The sequence below is a fragment of the Pedobacter sp. MC2016-14 genome (genome assembly GCF_020991475.1).
GTDB lineage: Bacteria > Bacteroidota > Bacteroidia > Sphingobacteriales > Sphingobacteriaceae > Pedobacter.
This window is the reverse complement of the sequence record NZ_JAJMPA010000002.1, coordinates 218,791-237,304: the sequence shown is the minus strand read 5'-3', so window position 1 is coordinate 237,304 and position 18,514 is coordinate 218,791. Positions and strand designations below refer to the sequence as shown.

General features: G+C 40.3%; 16 protein-coding genes and 1 tRNA gene. 10 read left to right on the top strand and 7 right to left on the bottom strand.

Annotated elements, in window-relative coordinates; genetic code table 11:
• The first annotated feature begins 14 nt into the window (after positions 1-14).
• Entirely contained in the window at positions 15-752 is a 738-nt protein-coding gene (locus LPB86_RS13360; protein WP_230644725.1) for a DNA-formamidopyrimidine glycosylase family protein, read from the top strand.
• 50 nt (positions 753-802) lie between these two features.
• Positions 803-1,501 carry an SRPBCC family protein gene (locus LPB86_RS13355; RefSeq protein WP_230644723.1) on the top strand — a complete coding sequence of 233 codons (699 nt, stop codon included), beginning with the start codon at positions 803-805 and terminating at the stop codon, positions 1,499-1,501.
• A gap of 3 nt (positions 1,502-1,504) precedes the next feature.
• Here LPB86_RS13355 and LPB86_RS13350 read toward each other — a convergent pair whose 3' ends face one another.
• Positions 1,505-1,981: a DUF5362 family protein gene (locus tag LPB86_RS13350; protein ID WP_230644721.1), complete on the bottom strand. Its 477-nt coding sequence runs from the start codon at positions 1,979-1,981 to the stop codon at positions 1,505-1,507.
• A 126-nt stretch (positions 1,982-2,107) separates the two neighbouring features.
• Here LPB86_RS13350 and ychF point away from each other — a divergent pair, with 126 nt between their 5' ends.
• A complete protein-coding gene (gene ychF / locus LPB86_RS13345) occupies positions 2,108-3,202 on the top strand; it encodes a redox-regulated ATPase YchF (RefSeq protein ID WP_230644719.1) in 1,095 nt (364 codons plus the stop codon).
• A gap of 117 nt (positions 3,203-3,319) precedes the next feature.
• Here the strand turns inward: ychF and mgtE are convergent, their stop codons facing one another.
• Positions 3,320-4,693 carry a magnesium transporter gene (gene mgtE / locus LPB86_RS13340; protein WP_230644717.1) on the bottom strand — a complete coding sequence of 458 codons (1,374 nt, stop codon included), beginning with the start codon at positions 4,691-4,693 and terminating at the stop codon, positions 3,320-3,322.
• Positions 4,694-4,872: 179 nt separating this feature from the next.
• On the opposite strand from mgtE, the gene LPB86_RS13335 reads away from it, so the two are divergent.
• The 3 genes from LPB86_RS13335 (at position 4,873) to LPB86_RS13325 (ending at position 6,228) form a co-directional block, all read left to right on the top strand.
• A complete protein-coding gene (locus LPB86_RS13335) occupies positions 4,873-5,448 on the top strand; it encodes a YceI family protein (protein WP_230644715.1) in 576 nt (191 codons plus the stop codon).
• Positions 5,449-5,788: 340 nt separating this feature from the next.
• On the top strand, positions 5,789-6,118 hold the full coding sequence (locus tag LPB86_RS13330; RefSeq protein ID WP_230644713.1) for a hypothetical protein: 330 nt from the start codon (positions 5,789-5,791) through the stop codon (positions 6,116-6,118).
• Positions 6,119-6,156: 38 nt separating this feature from the next.
• A tRNA-Arg gene (locus tag LPB86_RS13325) sits at positions 6,157-6,228 on the top strand.
• Positions 6,229-6,282: 54 nt separating this feature from the next.
• On the opposite strand, the gene LPB86_RS13320 is transcribed toward LPB86_RS13325, so the two are convergent.
• The 5 genes from LPB86_RS13320 to LPB86_RS13300 all read right to left on the bottom strand — a co-directional run bounded on the left by LPB86_RS13320 (position 6,283) and on the right by LPB86_RS13300 (position 11,803).
• On the bottom strand, positions 6,283-6,762 hold the full coding sequence (locus tag LPB86_RS13320) for a redoxin domain-containing protein (RefSeq protein ID WP_230644712.1): 480 nt from the start codon (positions 6,760-6,762) through the stop codon (positions 6,283-6,285).
• Between the two features lie 92 nt (positions 6,763-6,854).
• Positions 6,855-9,017, bottom strand: a complete 2,163-nt coding sequence (locus LPB86_RS13315; protein WP_230644710.1) for a carboxypeptidase-like regulatory domain-containing protein — start codon at positions 9,015-9,017, stop codon at positions 6,855-6,857.
• Positions 9,018-9,977 carry a FecR family protein gene (locus LPB86_RS13310; RefSeq protein ID WP_230644708.1) on the bottom strand — a complete coding sequence of 320 codons (960 nt, stop codon included), beginning with the start codon at positions 9,975-9,977 and terminating at the stop codon, positions 9,018-9,020.
• A complete protein-coding gene (locus LPB86_RS13305) occupies positions 9,974-10,537 on the bottom strand; it encodes an RNA polymerase sigma-70 factor (RefSeq protein ID WP_230644706.1) in 564 nt (187 codons plus the stop codon). The genes LPB86_RS13310 and LPB86_RS13305 overlap by 4 nt, the downstream gene beginning before the upstream one ends.
• Before the next feature lie 219 nt (positions 10,538-10,756).
• Positions 10,757-11,803: an NAD(P)-dependent alcohol dehydrogenase gene (locus LPB86_RS13300; protein WP_230644704.1), complete on the bottom strand. Its 1,047-nt coding sequence runs from the start codon at positions 11,801-11,803 to the stop codon at positions 10,757-10,759.
• 195 nt (positions 11,804-11,998) lie between these two features.
• On the opposite strand from LPB86_RS13300, the gene LPB86_RS13295 reads away from it, so the two are divergent.
• The 4 genes from LPB86_RS13295 to LPB86_RS13280 all read left to right on the top strand — a co-directional run bounded on the left by LPB86_RS13295 (position 11,999) and on the right by LPB86_RS13280 (position 18,507).
• The gene (locus LPB86_RS13295) at positions 11,999-12,568 is read left to right on the top strand and encodes an RNA polymerase sigma factor (RefSeq protein WP_230644702.1); all 570 of its coding nucleotides are present in this window, start codon (positions 11,999-12,001) and stop codon (positions 12,566-12,568) included.
• A gap of 81 nt (positions 12,569-12,649) precedes the next feature.
• The gene (locus LPB86_RS13290; protein WP_230644700.1) at positions 12,650-13,846 is read left to right on the top strand and encodes a FecR family protein; all 1,197 of its coding nucleotides are present in this window, start codon (positions 12,650-12,652) and stop codon (positions 13,844-13,846) included.
• 32 nt (positions 13,847-13,878) lie between these two features.
• On the top strand, positions 13,879-14,745 hold the full coding sequence (locus tag LPB86_RS13285; protein ID WP_230644698.1) for a BT_3987 domain-containing protein: 867 nt from the start codon (positions 13,879-13,881) through the stop codon (positions 14,743-14,745).
• 153 nt (positions 14,746-14,898) lie between these two features.
• Positions 14,899-18,507, top strand: a complete 3,609-nt coding sequence (locus tag LPB86_RS13280) for a SusC/RagA family TonB-linked outer membrane protein (protein WP_230644696.1) — start codon at positions 14,899-14,901, stop codon at positions 18,505-18,507.
• Positions 18,508-18,514 lie beyond the last annotated feature (7 nt).

Genomic DNA, 18,514 nt, shown 5'->3' with positions numbered 1-18,514 from the left:
TCATAAACATTGTTATGCCCGAAGGACCTATTATCGTAATATTAAAAGAAGAGGTAGATGCCCTGCACCTGGTAGGCAAAAAAGTACTGCGCATCAGTGGTACAAACACCATAGATGATGACCGGATTATTGGACAAAAAGTTCTTGCTATTAAAACTTATGGCAAGAACTTTTTGATCTGTTTTGAATACTTTACCCTCAGGGTGCACCTGATGATGTTCGGAACTTATGCAATCAACCAGCGTAAAGAAACAAAATTACAGTTGAGCCTGCAATTCGAGGATGCAGAGCTAAATTTCTACACCACCTCATTAAAAATTATAGATGAGGACCTTGATGACGTTTACGATTGGAAAAGTGACATCATGGCTGAGGCATGGGATCCAAAAGCCGCACTAAAAAAAATTCAAGCGAAACCAAAAGCACTGGCTGCAGATGTGATCCTGGATCAAAACATATTTACCGGGGCAGGCAATATCATTAAAAATGAAGTGTTATATCGTGTTAAAATTCATCCATTAAGCAGGGTGGGCGCTATTCCTGTTGAAAAATTAAAGGAACTGATTAAAGAAGTCCGCAACTACAGCTTTGATTTTTTAAAATGGAAAAAAGCAAAGGTACTGACAAAAAACTTTAAAATTTATGAGCACAAGCCCGGTGATGATAAAATTAAAGGATGGGTTAAGGAACCCCTGGGTAAGGGAAAACGGATTACTTACTACAATCCGGAAACACAAATAAAATATGAGTAAAACACAAAGCCTTTAACGGTGTTTATTTAAAACATCAAAACACCGATCTTATGAAATTAAATCACGCACCCTTTAAACTCAAATCAGGCAATTTTTCTATTGAAAGACAAGACTTGCAAAATATTGGTCTAAATGAAAGGCTGGCATCTATGTTCATTGGCGGAGCACTCCTTAGCAGAAGTATTACCAACCCTTTTAAAAAAAGATTCTTATACGGGGCTTATTTAACATACCGTGGAATTACCGGAAACTGCCTGGTTTATGAGCGTCTGGGCATCAATGCAACAAAACCCCATGCTGTAAATGTACGGGGAGAGTTTATCATTGATAAACCGGCTAACGAAGTGTATGCCTACTGGCGAAATTTAAGCAATTTACCGCTTGGCATTCAGCACCTGATGGAAGTTAAAATGATTGATGAACACCAGTCAAGCTGGAAATCAGCTGTATTGAGCCATATTTTACCCTTAAAATGGAATGCCGAAATTGTAAAAGACGAACCTGGTCGTTTAATTGGATGGCGTGGCTCTAACGGCAGCATTTTTCATCATGTAGGAAAAGTTGAATTTGAACCTACCACTGATGGACTAGGGACAGTACTAAAAATTGTGCTTTCTTACCATCCGCCGATAGGTGGTGTTGGGATAATATTGGCCAAATACATCAACCCATTGCTGGAACAATTGCTCAAAAAAGAGATCATCAATTTTAAACACACCATTGAACACCCTAGTCCTCTGTTAAATTAACAATTACTTTAAGGCCGCTCCTCCTACAATGCTCAATAAAATTGCAAACAGGTAAAAAAGGATTAAGACCATCATGAGTACGCCCCAAAACTTGAAGAAAGATTTCAGCTTATTCATGGCTGTACTTAGTCCTTCCTGATCTGCATATAAAACAGCGTTTTTGGCTGCTGAAGCAAAATTAAATAAGAGCAAACTGGGATAAAAATAGAGCAATGCAAAAATCAGAAAGATCAACATCAATGCTTCTGACCCCAATTGCAGCAAAGGATTTGTAGGTTCAACCGTAGCAAGTGTAGACAAAATTCCCGGTGCACTAAACGCAAACATTGCCGTAAAGGCGCTAAAAACAAATCCAATAACCGCTAAAAAGCGCGTCCATTTTGCAGTATCATAGATATAACTGCGGATGTCTTCTGTAATGATTAGCGTTTCTGATTGTTCTTCAGGATTTTCCTGAAAGTCTTTTATTTCTTCTTCCATATGTGCTGTACCGGTTTACGCAGGCTTAATTTGGCTGTAAATATAAGAGTCTGGATCAGAATGTTCGCAGTCAGCGATTATTAAAAATTTAATATCTTTGCGGCCGAATCAAGAAAAAAACAATCCATGGCATTACAATGTGGTATAGTTGGTCTTCCCAACGTTGGAAAATCTACCTTATTTAACTGTTTATCTAACGCAAAGGCGCAAGCAGCAAACTTTCCTTTCTGCACGATAGAACCCAACATCGGTGTAATTACAGTACCTGATGAAAGAATTACGAAATTAGCGGAGTTGGTTAACCCCAACCGTATTGTCCCCAACACCATTGAAATTGTAGACATTGCCGGACTGGTTAAAGGTGCGTCCAAAGGAGAAGGTTTAGGTAACCAGTTTCTTGGAAATATCAGGGCTACCAATGCCATCATCCATGTTTTACGTTGCTTTGATGATGGAAACGTAATTCACGTGGATGGTTCTGTAGACCCAATCAGGGACAAAGAAATCATTGATACGGAATTGCAGCTTAAAGATTTGGACACCGTTTTAAAACGCATCCAAAAGGTAGAAAAGATGGCTAAAACCGATAAAGATGCCAAAAGAACCTTTGACATTTTGAGCCAGGTAAAAACACATCTTGAAAGTGGCAAATCGGTACGTTCTGCAGCGTTAGAAGCAGATGATTTTGATTTTATTCAGGATCTTGGCTTACTTACGCAGAAACCAGTAATGTACGTTTGTAACGTGGATGAAAATTCAGTAATCAACGGTAACGCTTACGTAGACCTGGTAAAAGATGCAGTAAAAGAAGATAATGCAGAGGTATTGGTGATTTCTGCTAAAATTGAATCCGAAATTGCTGAACTGGAAAGTTATGAAGAACGTCAGGAATTTTTAGCTGATTTGGGTTTAACCGAATCTGGTGTAAATAAACTGATTGTAGCCGCATACAGATTACTGGACTTATATACTTACTTTACTGCAGGTGTGCAAGAAGTAAGAGCATGGACCATTACAAAAGGCTTTACCGCTCCTCAGGCAGCCGGAGTAATCCATACAGACTTCGAAAAAGGATTTATCCGTGCTGAGGTGATTAAATACAATGACTTTGTAACCCTAGGTTCTGAAAATGCTTGTAAAGAGGCTGGTAAGCTTGGTGTTGAAGGAAAAACATATGTAGTTGAAGACGGAGACATCATGCACTTCCGTTTTAACGTGTAAGTATAGTAGGAACTGATTTATAAAAACAGAGTACATCTTGCAGGTATGCTACCTGACAAAGAGGTTATACTATTCAGGGTGGAATGATCCAGTTTCTGAATAGTGTAACCTCTTTTTTTATAGCAGCACCCCCGTAAGGAACAATACAGCTACAGAGAAGTAAATAATTAAACCTGTTACGTCTACCAGTGTAGCTACAAACGGCGCTGAAGAGGTAGCCGGGTCTGCACCAAGTTTCTTTAGCAATAAAGGCAACATAGAACCTGCCAGTGAGCCCCACAATACTACGCCAACTAATGCTACACCTACTGTAAAGCCAATCAGCATCCAATGCGGACCGTAGATGTCTGAAAAAAGTGACCAGGTAAAAATCCTTAAAAAACCAATAGTTCCCAGAACTAGCCCCAGCATCAATCCTGAGATGAGTTCCCTTCGCATTACTCTCCACCAATCGCCAATGGTTATTTCTCCCAGTGCCATAGCTTGTATAATTAGCGAAGAGGCCTGAGAGCCGCTGTTACCACCACTGGAAATGATTAGGGGCACAAACATCGCTAAAATCACTGCCTTTGCAATATCCGCCTCAAAATGAGCCATAGCAGTTGCCGTAAGCATTTCTCCTAAAAACAAAACCACCAGCCAGCCAATCCGTTTTTTAAAGAGTCCAAAGATCGGCATGTCAAGGTAAGGCTCATCCAGTGCCTGGGTACCCCCTATCTTATGCATATCTTCGGTATATTCCTCGTTGGCAATCCACAAAATATCATCCACGGTCACAATTCCCAGCAATACATCAGCATCATCAACTACGGGTAGGGCTACCCTATTGTTCATCCTAAAAACGTTAATGGCTTCCTCTTGTGGGTCATTAACGTTCAATGCAATAGATCTGTTATCGGTAAGGCTCCCAATTTTTAAATCCGGATCCGCTAAAAGTATTTCCCTGATCCGGATATCGTCCAGCAGCACACCTTCCTTATCGATCACATAAATCACATCAATGGTTTCTGAATTTTTTCCATAACGCCTGATGTGTTCCAGTACGCGGCTCACCGTCCAGTCTGTTTTAACGGCAACGTAATCTGGTGTCATTAACCTACCTACACTATCCTCTTTGTAGCCAAGCAGTGCAAGTGCAGCCACACGTTCTTTTGCAGGAAGCAGAATGATCAGTTTGGCTACCGCATCTCCTTTTAATTCGCCAAATAATGCAGTCCGGTCATCTGGAGGAAGTAAATTGATGAGTTCGGCCAGTTTATCCCCAGAAAGTTTTTTAATGATCCTTTCCTGAGTAGGAAAATCCAGAATCCTGAAAACATTAACCGCCCTTTTGATGGCAAGTGTATCAATAAACTTTACGGCATGTTGCGGAAGTTCATCGATGAGGTGTTCTACATCAGAAATATTCAGGTCATCAAGGTAAACCTTTAATTCCTCGTCGTTTTCCCTTGCTATAAGCTCAACTACTTCTTCTACAATCAAATCTTCCATAAATGCTTTTTACATGGGATGCCTCGTTTATCAGGAGCAAAAGTGCTGTTTTATTTTAAAAAAACCATGGTGCAATAGTTTTTAGTGGTCAATAAATCATATTATTGAAATTATTAACATAGATCAATGGTACTGTCAAAATCTACAGCTACTTTTGTATCAACTTAATAAATTAAACAATGAAATTAAAAATCACTTCAGTTTTTGCATTAGTAGCACTAATTGCATTATCGGCCTTCAAAAATGGCGTTAAACCTGTTACATATACAGTTGACGCTGCAAAATCCAGCATTACCTGGATAGGTAAAAAAGTTACAGGTTCTCACAACGGAACTATTGCTTTAAAATCAGGAACTTTAAATGTGAATGGCAAAAGCATCACAGGAGGTTCATTTGTAATTGACATGACTTCTATCAAAGATGCAGATGGCAGCGAGAAATTAGAAGGTCACTTAAAAGCAGATGACTTTTTCGGTTCAACTAAATACCCTACTTCAACTTTTGTAATTACTAAAGTAGCTGGTGCAGTTGTAACAGGAAATTTAACCATCAAAGGTATTACTAAACCTGTAAGCTTCCCTGCTACAGTAACTGTAAATGCTGACGGTACTGCTACCGCTTTGGCTGGCAAAATCCTTGTAGACAGAACTAAATATGACATTAAATATGGTTCTAAATCATTCTTTGACAGCATTGGTGACAAAGCTATTGATGACAATTTTGAAATCAGCGTAAAACTGGTAGCTAAAAAATAATTGCACTTTTTAAAAGTGAACGGAAGGCCTGCTCAAATGAGCAGGCCTTTTTTATGTGTCAGGGCTCTGATTATGTAAGGAAGCTAAGGATAAGCCGGGATAAACTTGAAGGTAAGTGAAAGGTAACCGGAGGTTTACCTCGTTCTATAATCGCTGTCTGAACGATAATTGATCGCTGTCTCTTCGGTGTAAGACGAACAAACAGCGTTTAAACTTCAAGTAAAAGTGGATGAAACCTTCCGGTTACCCCCAAGTTTCCTTTGACTTACGCTCGGTTTACTATGGACTTTACTTTAAAATTTCGTAAATTGTCTTGCCATTTATCTGAAACGTACTTAAGATGAATTATCCCATTGTAATTGTTCCTTTTTTAAATGCCGAAGGAATGGCTATTTTTCCATTTATCTTCATCAAGGACAAAAGTAGACGTACTGATGAAACCTTAATTAGGCATGAAACCATTCATATTAAGCAGCAACTAGAACTACTTATCATTCCCTTTTATTTGGCCTATTTGCTCAATTATCTTATTAATTTATTTAAGCATAAAAGTCACCATCAGGCCTATCGTAACATCATATTTGAAAAGGAGGCTTACGCATGTGATCATAAAACAGACTATTTGATTAACAGGCAGTCTTGGGCATGGATTAAATATTTTTGTATTTAACGAACTAAACCCGAAAATTCCTATATTCGCAGACTTTTGCTTCCGTAGTTCAATGGATAGAATTTTGGTTTCCGGTACCAACGATATGAGTTCGAATCTCGTCGGGAGCACAAACAATAAAAAATGGCCAGTCTAAATAGATTGGCCATTTTTGTATGTGTATACTATGGGTTAATCATTTTCAAGAGCTTAGCTACTTGCTTTTCATTACTGGAGTAAAACCTCAATATTTTTTCAGGAGAATATAAATAGATCCCGGGATATTCCTTAGGATGAAAGGCCATGATAAATACATGGTCACGATCCTGAAGCACCTTAACATTCTTTTGGGTGGTTAGCTGTTTAGCAAAGTTGCCGGTAAAATAATCAATTGAACGGTATTCATCCTGAGAAACAAGATAGATATTAATTTTTTCAAGGTCCTTAGCGCGTTTGTCAAGCGCCGCCACTACACGCTGGCAATGTTCGCAGGTAGCATCAAAAAATATAACCAGTGATTCTTTACCTTTTGGAATATTATTGGTTAAAAACGGAGAAGCATCTCTGTTATAAAAAGCAACAGCAGGCATGGTATCACCTGGATTTTGTGCGAAAACAGAAAAAGACGCTGACAACAGCAGAAAACTAAGAAGCAGAACTTTCATAAACGGATTCATATAGGATCAAATATCGGTGTAAAGACCGAATACTCTGTCAGCGGAATTACAGTTTATAAAAGTTCTGCCATGCTGGCCCCTTACTTATTCAGTTTAAATCGGTAAGCAGCTCGAATGGTCATGAGCTGAATATCGTGACCAAAATACTTTTCATATTTCAAACTTGTCTCTAATCCATTATCAAAAGAATAACCTATCGATGCTCCTCCTGTGTAGGCATTCAAGGTTTTGCCTGTCCGTATTCTCATAGCGGGCTGCCCTGCTACCAAATAGGTAATATAATTTTCATTGTTTAGACCTATAACTGCACCTAACTCACCCGCAAAAAACATTCTTCTGCTTAAGTAGGTTTTCATACCTATTTTTATAGGGATAGACTTGTAATCATTTCGATCAGAATACGACATAGAGATCATCCCTGGTGTAAGTTCTGGAAAGGTAGTTCTGGAATTGATTAAGTGTTGAAGATACCCTACAGAAAATGTAGCGGCTAAGTTACCCCTTAATTCCCGTTCTAGAAATGCTTCAGCACCAACAACTCCATTTGTAGATTTGATATCCAGACCCGAAACAGCTGCCAGTCCGATGTTCCAGTTTTCTGAAGGACGCTGAAATTTTGAAACGAATGCAGAACTGCGAACTGGAACTTTTGGTTTAAAAACCGAATTAAATGCAATACCTGCTTCCCAACCGAAAGCATATTTAGAAGGCTTGCCTCTTGCCATAACATTTTCATTGTAAGCTGCAGGATCTGCCGCTGCCGCAGCAAAATCATAAGGTATCCCGTATGTATATTTTCTAAAAGTTGGCCCGGCAAATAAACTGATGTTTTTAGACAGCTGTGCAGTCAACAAAAGTTTCCCCAGCTTCCAGTTTTGATGGAAATTTTGCTCACCATATATTTGATAATCGAGGACAGCAGAAAGGTAAACACGGTCGTTAAACATAAAATCATGCCCTACGCCTATTCCCATTCCCTTCATCCTTATTCCGGAATTAACATTCACGCCGGCATGGATTATGGTGTAAAACTGATGTGTACCTGTGCTTAGCGAAACATTGGTGTTTAGGGTTTGATTTGCAGACAAACCTACTTTATAAAATCCGTTCCTGATAATATTTACTAAACCTATACTTGCACCTTCAGAGGTATCAGCAACGTTCACTAATCCTATTTGTATACCCTGAAGCTTACGGGCCTCATTATTTAATGCTGCCAGTTGCAAACCCTTTACAGTGCCTTCTGCTTTATTGGCAAAGGCAGAAACTTGAAGGCCCTTAACGGTATCCAGCGCACGGTTGTTGATTCCTGCCAGTTGCAGGCCTTTTACTGTTCCACCTACTAAATTAAACACACCGGCAAGCTGCAAATACCCGGAATTAAACCTATTGATATTAAAAAGTCCGGCAATTTCCGCTCCGTTCACCCCAGCAGTATAGCCACCTGTCAGGTTCAAGGAAAATTTATTCACCACCTGAGAACTCATCAATCCCCTCGTGCTTAGTCCAGGTGCCAGTGAAACCTGGAAAGATCTGTTTGCAAAAAAATCTGGAATGTTTAAACTTTGAATCTTTTGCCTGGCCGATAAAAAGAACTGAGCAAGAGGATCGCGTTCCACGCCAGTACTGTTGGACTCCGCATATCGGTAGGCATTTCTCTGCATCCTGCTATCAATAGATACCGATTGGAGGAAGTTTACTGCAGCATCCTGATAGTTCAACTTGCTGGCTGTAATGGTCAGTGCATTGGGATTTCCTGTCTTAAATTTTAGTTTAAAATATCCGTGTTCGTCGGTAATGGAAGAAACTAGTTCCTGCTTTTCGTAAACACTGGCATTCATTAAACGTTCTCCAGAAGCACCATCTACCACAAGTCCACTTACAGAGTAATTTTTTTCATCAGATGTAATGTCAGTAGTAATGATCCTTAAGGGCTTAAGCGCCGCCCTTATCACCAAAAATCTTTTGTCCTCTAGGTAAGTAAATCTATTCTTAAATAGCTGCTCTAGCACCTCTTTAATACTTGTTTCCGTCTGATTTAAATTAACCAGGCTGTCTTTAGGAATTAAGTCGCTATGGTAAGAAAACACGAAGTCACCTGCTTTCTCCATTTGTGCCAATGTATAATATACCGATTTCTGCTGTACGTTAATACTAATCTTCTTTTCCAAAATAGTCTGTGCCATTGCAGCAGATCCAAATAAACTTCCTAGTACTAATATGATAAATAACTTTGCTTTCATTTAATTTAAGATGATGTGATTTCCGTTTCTATTGACAGTGATGTTAAATGTTTTGGCAATAACCGCCAGTATATCATCAAGGTCTTCTTCTTTAAAAGTAGTACTGAGTGGAAGGTTCTTAACCTCGTTTCTGGGAATAAGAATTTTCACATCGTAAGCCTCCTGTAGCACTTCTGCTAATCTCCATAGAGGTGTGCCGATGGCCTTAAACTCCTTGCTGCGGTAATAAGTATACAATTGATCGGGATGCACTTGCTTTGTCAGGTTTTGATTTTCCTTGTCGATATACACGCTTTCTGAAGGGCTGAGTTCTATCTTTTTATGCTTGCTACTAATTTCAACCTTGCCAGTCTCCACAATAACTTCGGTTTTGCCTGCTACCATTTTCACATTAAAAGAGGTGCCCAAAACTCTAATCCGGATACCGTTAACCTGCACAATAAATGGCCTGTTATGGTCATGTTTAACTTTAAAAAAAGCTTCTCCTTTTTTTAAACTAACCGTTCTGGTATCATGAAACTTTTCTTGATATTCCAAAACAGAATTTCTATTTAACACTACCACTGAGCCGTCAGCTAAAAGTGTAGTATCAGTTTTCACAGTCGTTTGTGCCGATATAAATGTCGCATCCGCCTGATATTGCAGTACAAAGAACCAAATCAACAATGGAAATGGAGCAAGAATAGCCGCAACCTTAAGCCATGTTTTCCAATTAAATGATTTATAAGGAGCCTTAACCGCCTGACCTGTTAGACCCGCTTTTTCTTTAAATTTTGCCAATGAGGCTACCGAATTTGGTGGGGTATAATCTTTATCAGTCGCTGCGCTGTTCCAAACCAATTGTAAGGTCTCCAGTTCCATCTGATGGCTACTGTCTTGCAAACGCCAGTCTTCAATTTGTTGATTTTCCTCATTTGAAGTTTCTCCATTGAGGTAACGTATTAAAATCTCGATTTTCATTCTTTCACAATTAAAAATAACCAAAAAGTGAGCAGTGGTAAATAGTCGCTAAGGATAGTTCTAAGTCTGTTCAATGCTTTTACCATATGCTTTTCTACAGTATTCACTGAAATGTCCAACTCCAGTGCAATTTCCTTGTACTTGAGCTCTTCATATCTGCTGAGCTGGAAAACCGTTCTGCATTGTTCGGGTAATTGATTTAGTGCAGCTGCCACAGCCACTTTAAGCTCTTTATATTGCACAGAGCTGCTACTGTCTTTCATTTCTTCATCCTGTTTTGGCGAAGCGACATCTTCGTAAACCTGCTCAATTTGCCTGTGTTTTAAGCAATTCATTGCTTCATTATAAACAGATCGGTACAAGTAAGCTTTGGGTTGCTGCAATTCGGCTAAATCCATCTGGCTTTCCAGCAATTTCAAAAACACATTGTGCACAGTATCCTCGGCCATATCACCGTCCTTAAGTAGCGCATAGGCGTACTTATTTAACAATGGATGATAGGCTAAATACATCGCATCAAATACAGCTTGCCGATCAGACGGGCTAGATGCGATTTTCATTTGACAAAGTTTATGTCCATAATTAATTTCTCTTTAATAGTAAGACAACTTTAAGACAATCTACCGCCACTGCCTGCTGGAATAATTATGAAATATATAAGAATGAGGTTTTGTAATAAAAAAAGCGGAAATAACCTTCCGATTATTCCCGCTCATCTAAATTAACGCTCTCCATATAAAGACGCATGTTTTTGCGCTTTATTGTATACAAATGATTTTTTATTTTAGTGTAGCGATGTCGATTACAAAACGGTAACGTACATCTCCTTTTACCATTCTGTCGTAAGCAGACTGAATGTCCTTAATATCAATCATTTCAATTTCAGAAACGATTCCTTTTTCAGCACAAAAATCAAGCATTTCCTGAGTTTCAGCAATTCCTCCAATACCCGAGCCCGCTAAACTTTTCCTGCCACCAAGCAGGCTAAATGCAGCAATTTCTGCTGGTTTTGGTGGAACACCAACGCAAATGTGTACACCATTGGTTCTCAATAACGACAAATACATGTTAAAATCATGCTCTGCAGATACCGTATCCAAAATAAAATCAAATGTGCCTCTGGCTGCTTTGACCTGTTCCGGATCTGTAGTTACCACAAAGTGATGGGCACCTAATTTTTTAGCATCTTCTTCTTTTGCCGGCGATGTACTTAAAACCGTAACTTCTGCGCCAAAGGCAACACCAAATTTAACAGCCATGTGGCCAAGCCCGCCAAGACCCAATACAGCAAGTTTGTGTCCGGCACCAACTTTCCAGTGTCTTAATGGCGAATAGGTAGTAATACCAGCACATAATAAAGGCGCTACTGCTGCAAGATCCAATTTATCAGACACATGTAAAACAAATTCTTCCCTTACCACAATTGTATTAGAGTAGCCACCATAGGTAGGTGTTTTTCCATCACGCTCTCTATCGTTATATGTCTGCGTATTACCTTCAAGACAATACTGTTCCAAATCTTGTTTACAGTTTTCACAAACCTGACAAGAATCTACCATACAACCAGTACCAGCTAAATCTCCTACTTTAAATTTTGTAACGTGTGCACCAACTTTAACCACACGACCAACAATCTCGTGTCCGGGAACCATTGGAAAAATTCCTGGAAACCAATCGTTATTTACCTGGTGTAAATCTGAGTGACATACACCACAAAATAAAATATCAAATTGTACATCGTGCGGGCCTACCTCACGGCGTTCAAAATCCCACGGAGCTAAATCTGTTGCGGGACTTTGTGCCGCGTATCCTTTAGTTGCAATCATATATTCTGTATTAAATTAATATCGATAACAAAGTTATGGTTGTACCAGTTTTAAAAGTTGCAAAATTCAAACGATTAAATGCGAGAATCAAATGATTAGATAATTATTTAATCTGTTACTACTTTATACGGCTCAAATTGATTTTTTTATGGTAATTCCAAAATTAATTGCGAGTTTAGTGCTTTAACAGGGCTTATGATTGATGATTATGCTGACATGCTTAACTTTCGCAATGGCGATTTAGCGGTACTTAACCGTCTTGTTAAGACTTATAACCGCCCATTGTTATATTTTGCCAATAAAATCATCAACAATACGCAAGCTGCCGAAGAACACGTTTCTGACAGCTTTATAAAATTATGGCAGGCAAGAGCTCAGTTTCAGACCTCCGCCAACATCAAAGCCTTTCTATACATTAGTACAAAAAATGCGTGTTTAAATCATATTAAAACGCCACATGCTAAACAGCACTTTGACCATGAATTGTCTGACGATTTATTAAGTGAGGAGCCCGAAGTATATGCTAAGATTTTACAGGCCGAATTGATGGAAGCGATCTATAAAGAACTGGAAAAACTGCCCGAAAAGCAACGCACTGTTTTTAAGTTAAGTTTTTTAGAAGGTTTAAGCACAGAAGAGGTATGTACACAACTAAACATGAGCCAAAGTGCTGTATTCACCAATAGATCCCGGGCACTAGAGGCCTTAAAAAAGATTTTCAAAGACAAAAACATACTTTATTACCTGCTTTTATTGCCATTTTAAATTTATTTTTCATTTTCCTCTATTTTCATGTAAGGTTTCCCGCAATATCTTGTTTCTATCTACAACAGCAGCACAGTTATAATGAAAGAGACTCAAAATCTGGTCAACTTAATCCACAATTATCTTCGAAAGGAGCTTAGTCAGGAAGAAAGCCAACAATTAAAAGCATGGGCTTCCAGCAAACCTGCCTATCAGAAGTTATTGGATGAAGTCAGTACAGAAAATACGCTGATCAATGAGTTACAAACATATGATGCTATGTATAAAGGCGATCAAGAACAAGTTATCAATCGTATGTTAAACCGCATTCATGCGGGCATCCAGGTTGAAGACCTTCCGCAAACTAAAAAACGCCTCAGCTTATACCAATGGATTTCATCAGCGGCGGCAGTCCTGCTCATCGCAGGGATGGGTTACCTATTTTTAAATCAAAACAGAACGGATATCCAGACAAAAACTGTTCAGCAAATAGAATTGCTGCCTGGTACAAATAAGGCTACGCTAACCCTTGCCAATGGAAAAGAAATAATATTGAGCAGCAAAACGGGAATTATAATTGGCAGTAAAGAAATTAAGTATGCAAATGATAGCCTGGTCTCGGCCACTTCGCCATCAGCCCTTTCAACTTTTAATACGCTTTCTACTCCAAAAGGAGGACAATACCAGGTTACTTTGCCTGATGGAACCCGGGTATGGTTGAATGCAGCAACAATTTTAAAGTATCCTACCCAATTTAACCGCAGCAAAAGAATTGTGGAACTTCAAGGTGAAGCATACTTTGAGGTTAACCACCATCCTTTTCATAACAGCAGGCTAGTACCATTTTTAGTTAAAACAAAGGGACAGGAAATTACCGTTCTAGGCACCTCCTTTAATGTGAGTGCATATGCGGATGACAACAGTATCAAAACCACCTTACTGGAGGGTTCAGTGCAGATCCTGAACCAAAAATCTAATTTGATAAACCGGTTAAAACCCGGAACAGAAAGCATAGTGAACAATACACAGACCATCATTAGAGATGCAGACCTGGCCAGCGCCATTGCCTGGAAAGAAGGGCTTTTCTCTTTCAGAAATGCAAGTGTAGAAGATTTGATGAAGCAGTTGCGGCGCTGGTATGGCGTAGATGTAGTTTTTGAAGGCAAAATTCCGCAGATGAGAATCAATGGAGAGGTAAACCGCAATATGACTGCAAACAAAGTATTTGAAGTACTTGATTACCTGGATATCGCCTTTCGCACAGAAGGCAACCGAATTGTGATTTACAACCGAAAATAAAACAATAAATAACCTAACCAAACTGACAAATTATGAAGAAAAACTACCTTCTGCCCAGCTGGGCATTGGTCTTGTTGCTTTCTGCCTGCATGAAGGATGTGAAGCTTGACAAAGACCTCACATCTGCCAGCAAACACAGCGTTGGCATCTTTCCCGCTGCAGCAACAAATGCAACCTCCAATCTTAGCAACGTTGCCGTAGTTGCTACAGATGCAACAACTACGGCTTATTTAAAGCTTACTTATGTAGGCGAAGGCATGAGTCCAGGAACAATGGCCAGCATAGCTGTTGAAACAGACAGCAACAAGTTTGTTGGGCCCTTTAATGCAGGGAAAAAGACGAATTATTACGTACTTAAGCCAGAGAACTACAGTTTGCCACAACCTACAGTAAACATTGGAGCAGGATTAAAATCTGTAACATTCCCCGTGGTCATTAAACCAAATACCATCACCAATACAGATGTAATTTATGCCTTGCCAATTACTATAAAAGATGCTAACGGATTGGACATTAATAGCGAGTACGGAAAACATATGATATTGATTAACATTAAGAATCAATATGATGGAAATTATTATGCTGCCGGCACGCTATCCTTCCCGCCACCACAAGAAGGCAGAGGCTGGACAAATTATGCAAAAACCTTAACCACCATTAACGGAACAACCAGTAAAACGGAATGCGCAGACCTGCTAACCTCCAATTACATCATGCGTTTAACGGTGAATGCAGATAACAGTGTTACTGTAACTCCAGAGCCGGGTTCAGCAAACCTGACCATTGCAAACAATGGGGTAAGCACCTATAATCCCGCTACGAAAACATTTACACTGCGTTATAAATACGTAGGCGGCACAGGTGACCGTACAATTGAAGAAACCCTGGTAAAAAGATAAAAAGCCACAGTGATGTTGCAACCATCACCGTGGCAAAGCACCAATAAATCCATTACGAAACGAATTTGAGTATTAACCCGGCACCTTGCAAACCTAGGCATTAAACCAGACAAAGTCAACGCCAGGCTTTTGCAGTGCTACAAATCAAAAAAGATGAATGTGAACCACTCGTGTTTGGCTATTCCTATGGAATACCCAGTCATGAAGCAACTATTAAGGATTATGCGACTTACGCTGCTTTTAATGATCTTCTCCCTGATGCAAGTCTCTGCTTCCAGTTTTGGACAGATTACCATACACGCTACAAATACACCACTAAGTAACGTGCTGGAGCAAATCAGGAAACAAACAGGTTATGTATTCTTATCCAGCGATATAGAATTTAACAATTATAATGTAAATGCCGAACTTGTAAATACAGACATTCATACCGCTATGGATGCACTGCTTTGGGCTCACCCTTTACAGTACAAGGTCATAGACAAAACTGTGGTAATAAAGCTGAAATCTTCAATAGCCCCTGGCCAGCAAGGCGCATTAAAGCAGGATAAAATTACCGTGAATGGTCGCATTGTAGACGACAAAGGTAATCCACTACGAGGGGCTACAGTTGCCGCCACAGAAAACAAAACCAAATTCCGTAAAGTGACCATGACCAATGATGCCGGAGAATTTCTGCTGGCAAACGTGCCCAGCAATGGCGTATTGTTTATCACCTACCTGGGTTATGCACCACTTAGTATCAATCTGACTGATGCAAAAATGCCACTGGAGCTTAAACTGAATCCACAATCTAAAAAACTGGAAGATGTTTCTGTAACTTATAAAACGGGTTATCAGTCGCTAAGTAAAGATCGTGCTACCGGGTCTTTTGTACAGATTGGGCAGGAGTTATTGGAGCGAACACCAAGCACCAACATATTAGACCGTATCGCTTATGTAACTAGTGGATTATATTTTGACCGTAAGCCGAATGCAACAACAACAGCTATGGGCGAAAGACAAACCCCATTTCTGATCCGGGGGCTCTCCACGATCAGCGGGAACCCACATCCGCTGATCGTTATTGATGGTTTCCCATACGAGGAAACCAGAATGGACGGCAAAGACACCTACCTTACCCTAAACGACCTGAACCCAAATGATGTGGCCGAAGTAACCATTCTTCGGGATGCAGCAGCAGCCTCTATCTGGGGTGCTAAAGCTGGAAACGGAGTCATCGTAATTACCACCAAAAAAGGGAAATTTAACCAGGCCGTTACCGCAAACTTCACCGCCAACATCAGCATCAAAGACAAGGAAAATTTCGACAATATGTCTGTCATGAGTGCTGCTGATGCCGTAGAAGCTCAAACCATACTCTTTAACCGTGGCACCTATAATACCTATGACGACAGTTCTCCTAATGTCCGGAGTTTCCCTGTATTACCAGAGGTAGCGGAAATTCTACTACAAACACGTAAAGGTAACATCACGCAAGCTGAAGCCAATGCACAACTGACAAGGTTATCCAATACGGATGTTCGCAATGATGTAAAACGTTACCTGATGCAAAAAGCTTTAACGCAACAGTATGCCTTTAACCTGTCTGGAGGATCTGATAAATTCAGCTATTACACTTCCATTGGTTCCGACCGTGACAAGGCAACAGCCATCGGCAATGAGAGTTCGCGGCTCACCTTCCGCAGCGACAATACCTATAAGGCAACAAAAAACCTGAGCATCAACGCACACATCAGCTACACCCAGGCAGAGAACCGCAATAATGGTTTTGACTACATGGGATTGCTGAACGGCGCGCCATTGTACACCCGAATCGCAGATGAGAATGGTAACCCATTGGCAGTAGCCTACAAGTTTCGCAAAACCTATGTAGATACGGCCTCCTACCCTGCATTGCGCGACTGGCACTATTATCCTTTAACGGAACAAGCCAATAAAGACTACCGCGGAAAAACAATGGATGTACGTACCGGTGCCGGCTTTCAATACAAACTGCCAGCTGGATTTAGGATCGATGCAACTTATCAATACCAGCGTATTGCACATGAAACCAAAAACATCAATGGAGAAAATACCTTTTACAGCCGTGATTTCCTGAACCGCTTTATGAATAGAGCCCTGGGTAGCACCCTTATCACCTACCCAGTTCAAAGAGGGGCCATTGTAAATTACAACAACAATACAGAAAGCTTTTGGCAAGCGCGGGCACAAATGAACTTTAACCGGAGTTTTGGTAAACATGAAATCAGTTCCCTTGCCGGAGCAGAAATGAGCCAGAAAAGCATCGACGGGTTGTCTGACAATTGGTATGGCTATAATGTTGAAACTGGCGTACTTCAATCCTATATCAATTATGAAACCTATTTCCCAACCCAGCCCTCTGGCGGCGGAGAACAAATCCCAAATGGCAATAATGTTTCTGGCGCCCTAAAACGCCAACGCAATTACTTTGCCAACGCATCATATACCTACGACAACCGCTATACCCTTTCTGTAAGTGGCAGACAGGATGGCGCCAACATCTATGGTGTAAAGGCCAATCAAAAACTTAGTCCTTTCTGGTCGGCCGGTTTACTTTGGAACATAGCCGGTGAATCCTTTTATAAATTTGCCTTGTTGCCTGAACTGAAATTCAGGGCAACTTATGGTTACAATGGCAATTATAAAAATGCATCTGCCTTTGGGACTATTAATTTTTCAACTAATTCCAACACAGGTCTCCCTGCTGCACAATTAACCACCCCTCCTAACCCTTACATGCGCTGGGAAAAAACACGCGTACTGAACCTTGGCCTTGACTTCGGTTTCCGTAACAACCGCATTAGCGGGTCGTTAGAGGCCTACCAAAAAGACGGCATCGACCTGGTTGGCGCAATTGCAAATGATCCAACCTCAGGAATAGCTTCCTATGCCGGAAATCAGGCCAACATTCGCGGCCGTGGTTTTGACGTAAGCCTGAATACCCGCAACCTCACCGCTGCCCTAAAATGGAATACCAACTTCCAGGTTAGTTATAACGACAATAAAGTCACCAAATTTGAAGGCAAGTCTATTGCTGGGCAACTGCTTGGTGGAGGTCAGCCGGTAGTCGGCAGATCACTTTGGGGAATGTATAGTTACAGATGGGCGGGTCTGGATGCAAATGGAAGACCACAGGGTTACCTCAATGATGTAGTAACACCGCTTAATACGGTAATGGGCTATACGGGCAGTGTACCAAACACAAAAATCGAAGATCTGGAATACCATGGTACCAGCACCCCAATCTACTCTGGTAATATGATGAATACCTTTAACTGGAAAAGCATCTCTTTCTCTTTTAACATCACTTTTAGCTTTAACTACTATTTTAGAAGGAACTCCGTAAATTATAATAGCTTGTTGCCAACTGGCTCTACATACGGCGGAAGCATTACACACAAGGATTATGCACTACGCTGGAGAAATCCGGGAGATGAAGCCTTTACCCAAATCCCAGCGATGCCAGCCGGGAATGATCCGAACCTGGCCAACTTCTATCCTAATTCAGCTGTATTGGTGGAAAAAGGGGATCACATTCGTTTACGTGATTTTAGACTGGGTTATGATCTTTCAAAGACCAAAGGTCTTGGGTTTATGAAAAGGAGTAACCTTTTCTTCACTGTAAATAACCTGGGTATCCTTTGGAAAGCCAATAAGCTTGGTCTCGATCCGGATTATTACGCATCAGAAATACCTGCCGCTAAAACTTATGTATTTGGTCTTCAAATTCAATTTTAAACAGAGA

Bases quoted from the DNA above. Each gene is read 5' to 3' on its own strand.
- LPB86_RS13330 (WP_230644713.1), top strand. From the start codon at position 5,789: ATGAATTATCCCATTGTAATTGTTCCTTTTTTAAATGCCGAAGGAATG.
- LPB86_RS13300 (WP_230644704.1), bottom strand. From the start codon at position 11,803: ATGATTGCAACTAAAGGATACGCGGCACAAAGTCCCGCAACAGATTTA.
- LPB86_RS13285 (WP_230644698.1), top strand. From the start codon at position 13,879: ATGAAGAAAAACTACCTTCTGCCCAGCTGGGCATTGGTCTTGTTGCTT.
- LPB86_RS13295 (WP_230644702.1), top strand. From the start codon at position 11,999: ATGATTGATGATTATGCTGACATGCTTAACTTTCGCAATGGCGATTTA.
- LPB86_RS13315 (WP_230644710.1), bottom strand. From the start codon at position 9,017: ATGAAAGCAAAGTTATTTATCATATTAGTACTAGGAAGTTTATTTGGA.
- LPB86_RS13290 (WP_230644700.1), top strand. From the start codon at position 12,650: ATGAAAGAGACTCAAAATCTGGTCAACTTAATCCACAATTATCTTCGA.
- LPB86_RS13310 (WP_230644708.1), bottom strand. From the start codon at position 9,977: ATGAAAATCGAGATTTTAATACGTTACCTCAATGGAGAAACTTCAAAT.
- LPB86_RS13335 (WP_230644715.1), top strand. From the start codon at position 4,873: ATGAAATTAAAAATCACTTCAGTTTTTGCATTAGTAGCACTAATTGCA.
- LPB86_RS13355 (WP_230644723.1), top strand. From the start codon at position 803: ATGAAATTAAATCACGCACCCTTTAAACTCAAATCAGGCAATTTTTCT.
- mgtE (WP_230644717.1), bottom strand. From the start codon at position 4,693: ATGGAAGATTTGATTGTAGAAGAAGTAGTTGAGCTTATAGCAAGGGAA.
- ychF (WP_230644719.1), top strand. From the start codon at position 2,108: ATGGCATTACAATGTGGTATAGTTGGTCTTCCCAACGTTGGAAAATCT.
- LPB86_RS13320 (WP_230644712.1), bottom strand. From the start codon at position 6,762: ATGAAAGTTCTGCTTCTTAGTTTTCTGCTGTTGTCAGCGTCTTTTTCT.
- LPB86_RS13350 (WP_230644721.1), bottom strand. From the start codon at position 1,981: ATGGAAGAAGAAATAAAAGACTTTCAGGAAAATCCTGAAGAACAATCA.
- LPB86_RS13360 (WP_230644725.1), top strand. From the start codon at position 15: ATGCCCGAAGGACCTATTATCGTAATATTAAAAGAAGAGGTAGATGCC.
- LPB86_RS13280 (WP_230644696.1), top strand. From the start codon at position 14,899: ATGAATGTGAACCACTCGTGTTTGGCTATTCCTATGGAATACCCAGTC.
- LPB86_RS13305 (WP_230644706.1), bottom strand. From the start codon at position 10,537: ATGAAAATCGCATCTAGCCCGTCTGATCGGCAAGCTGTATTTGATGCG.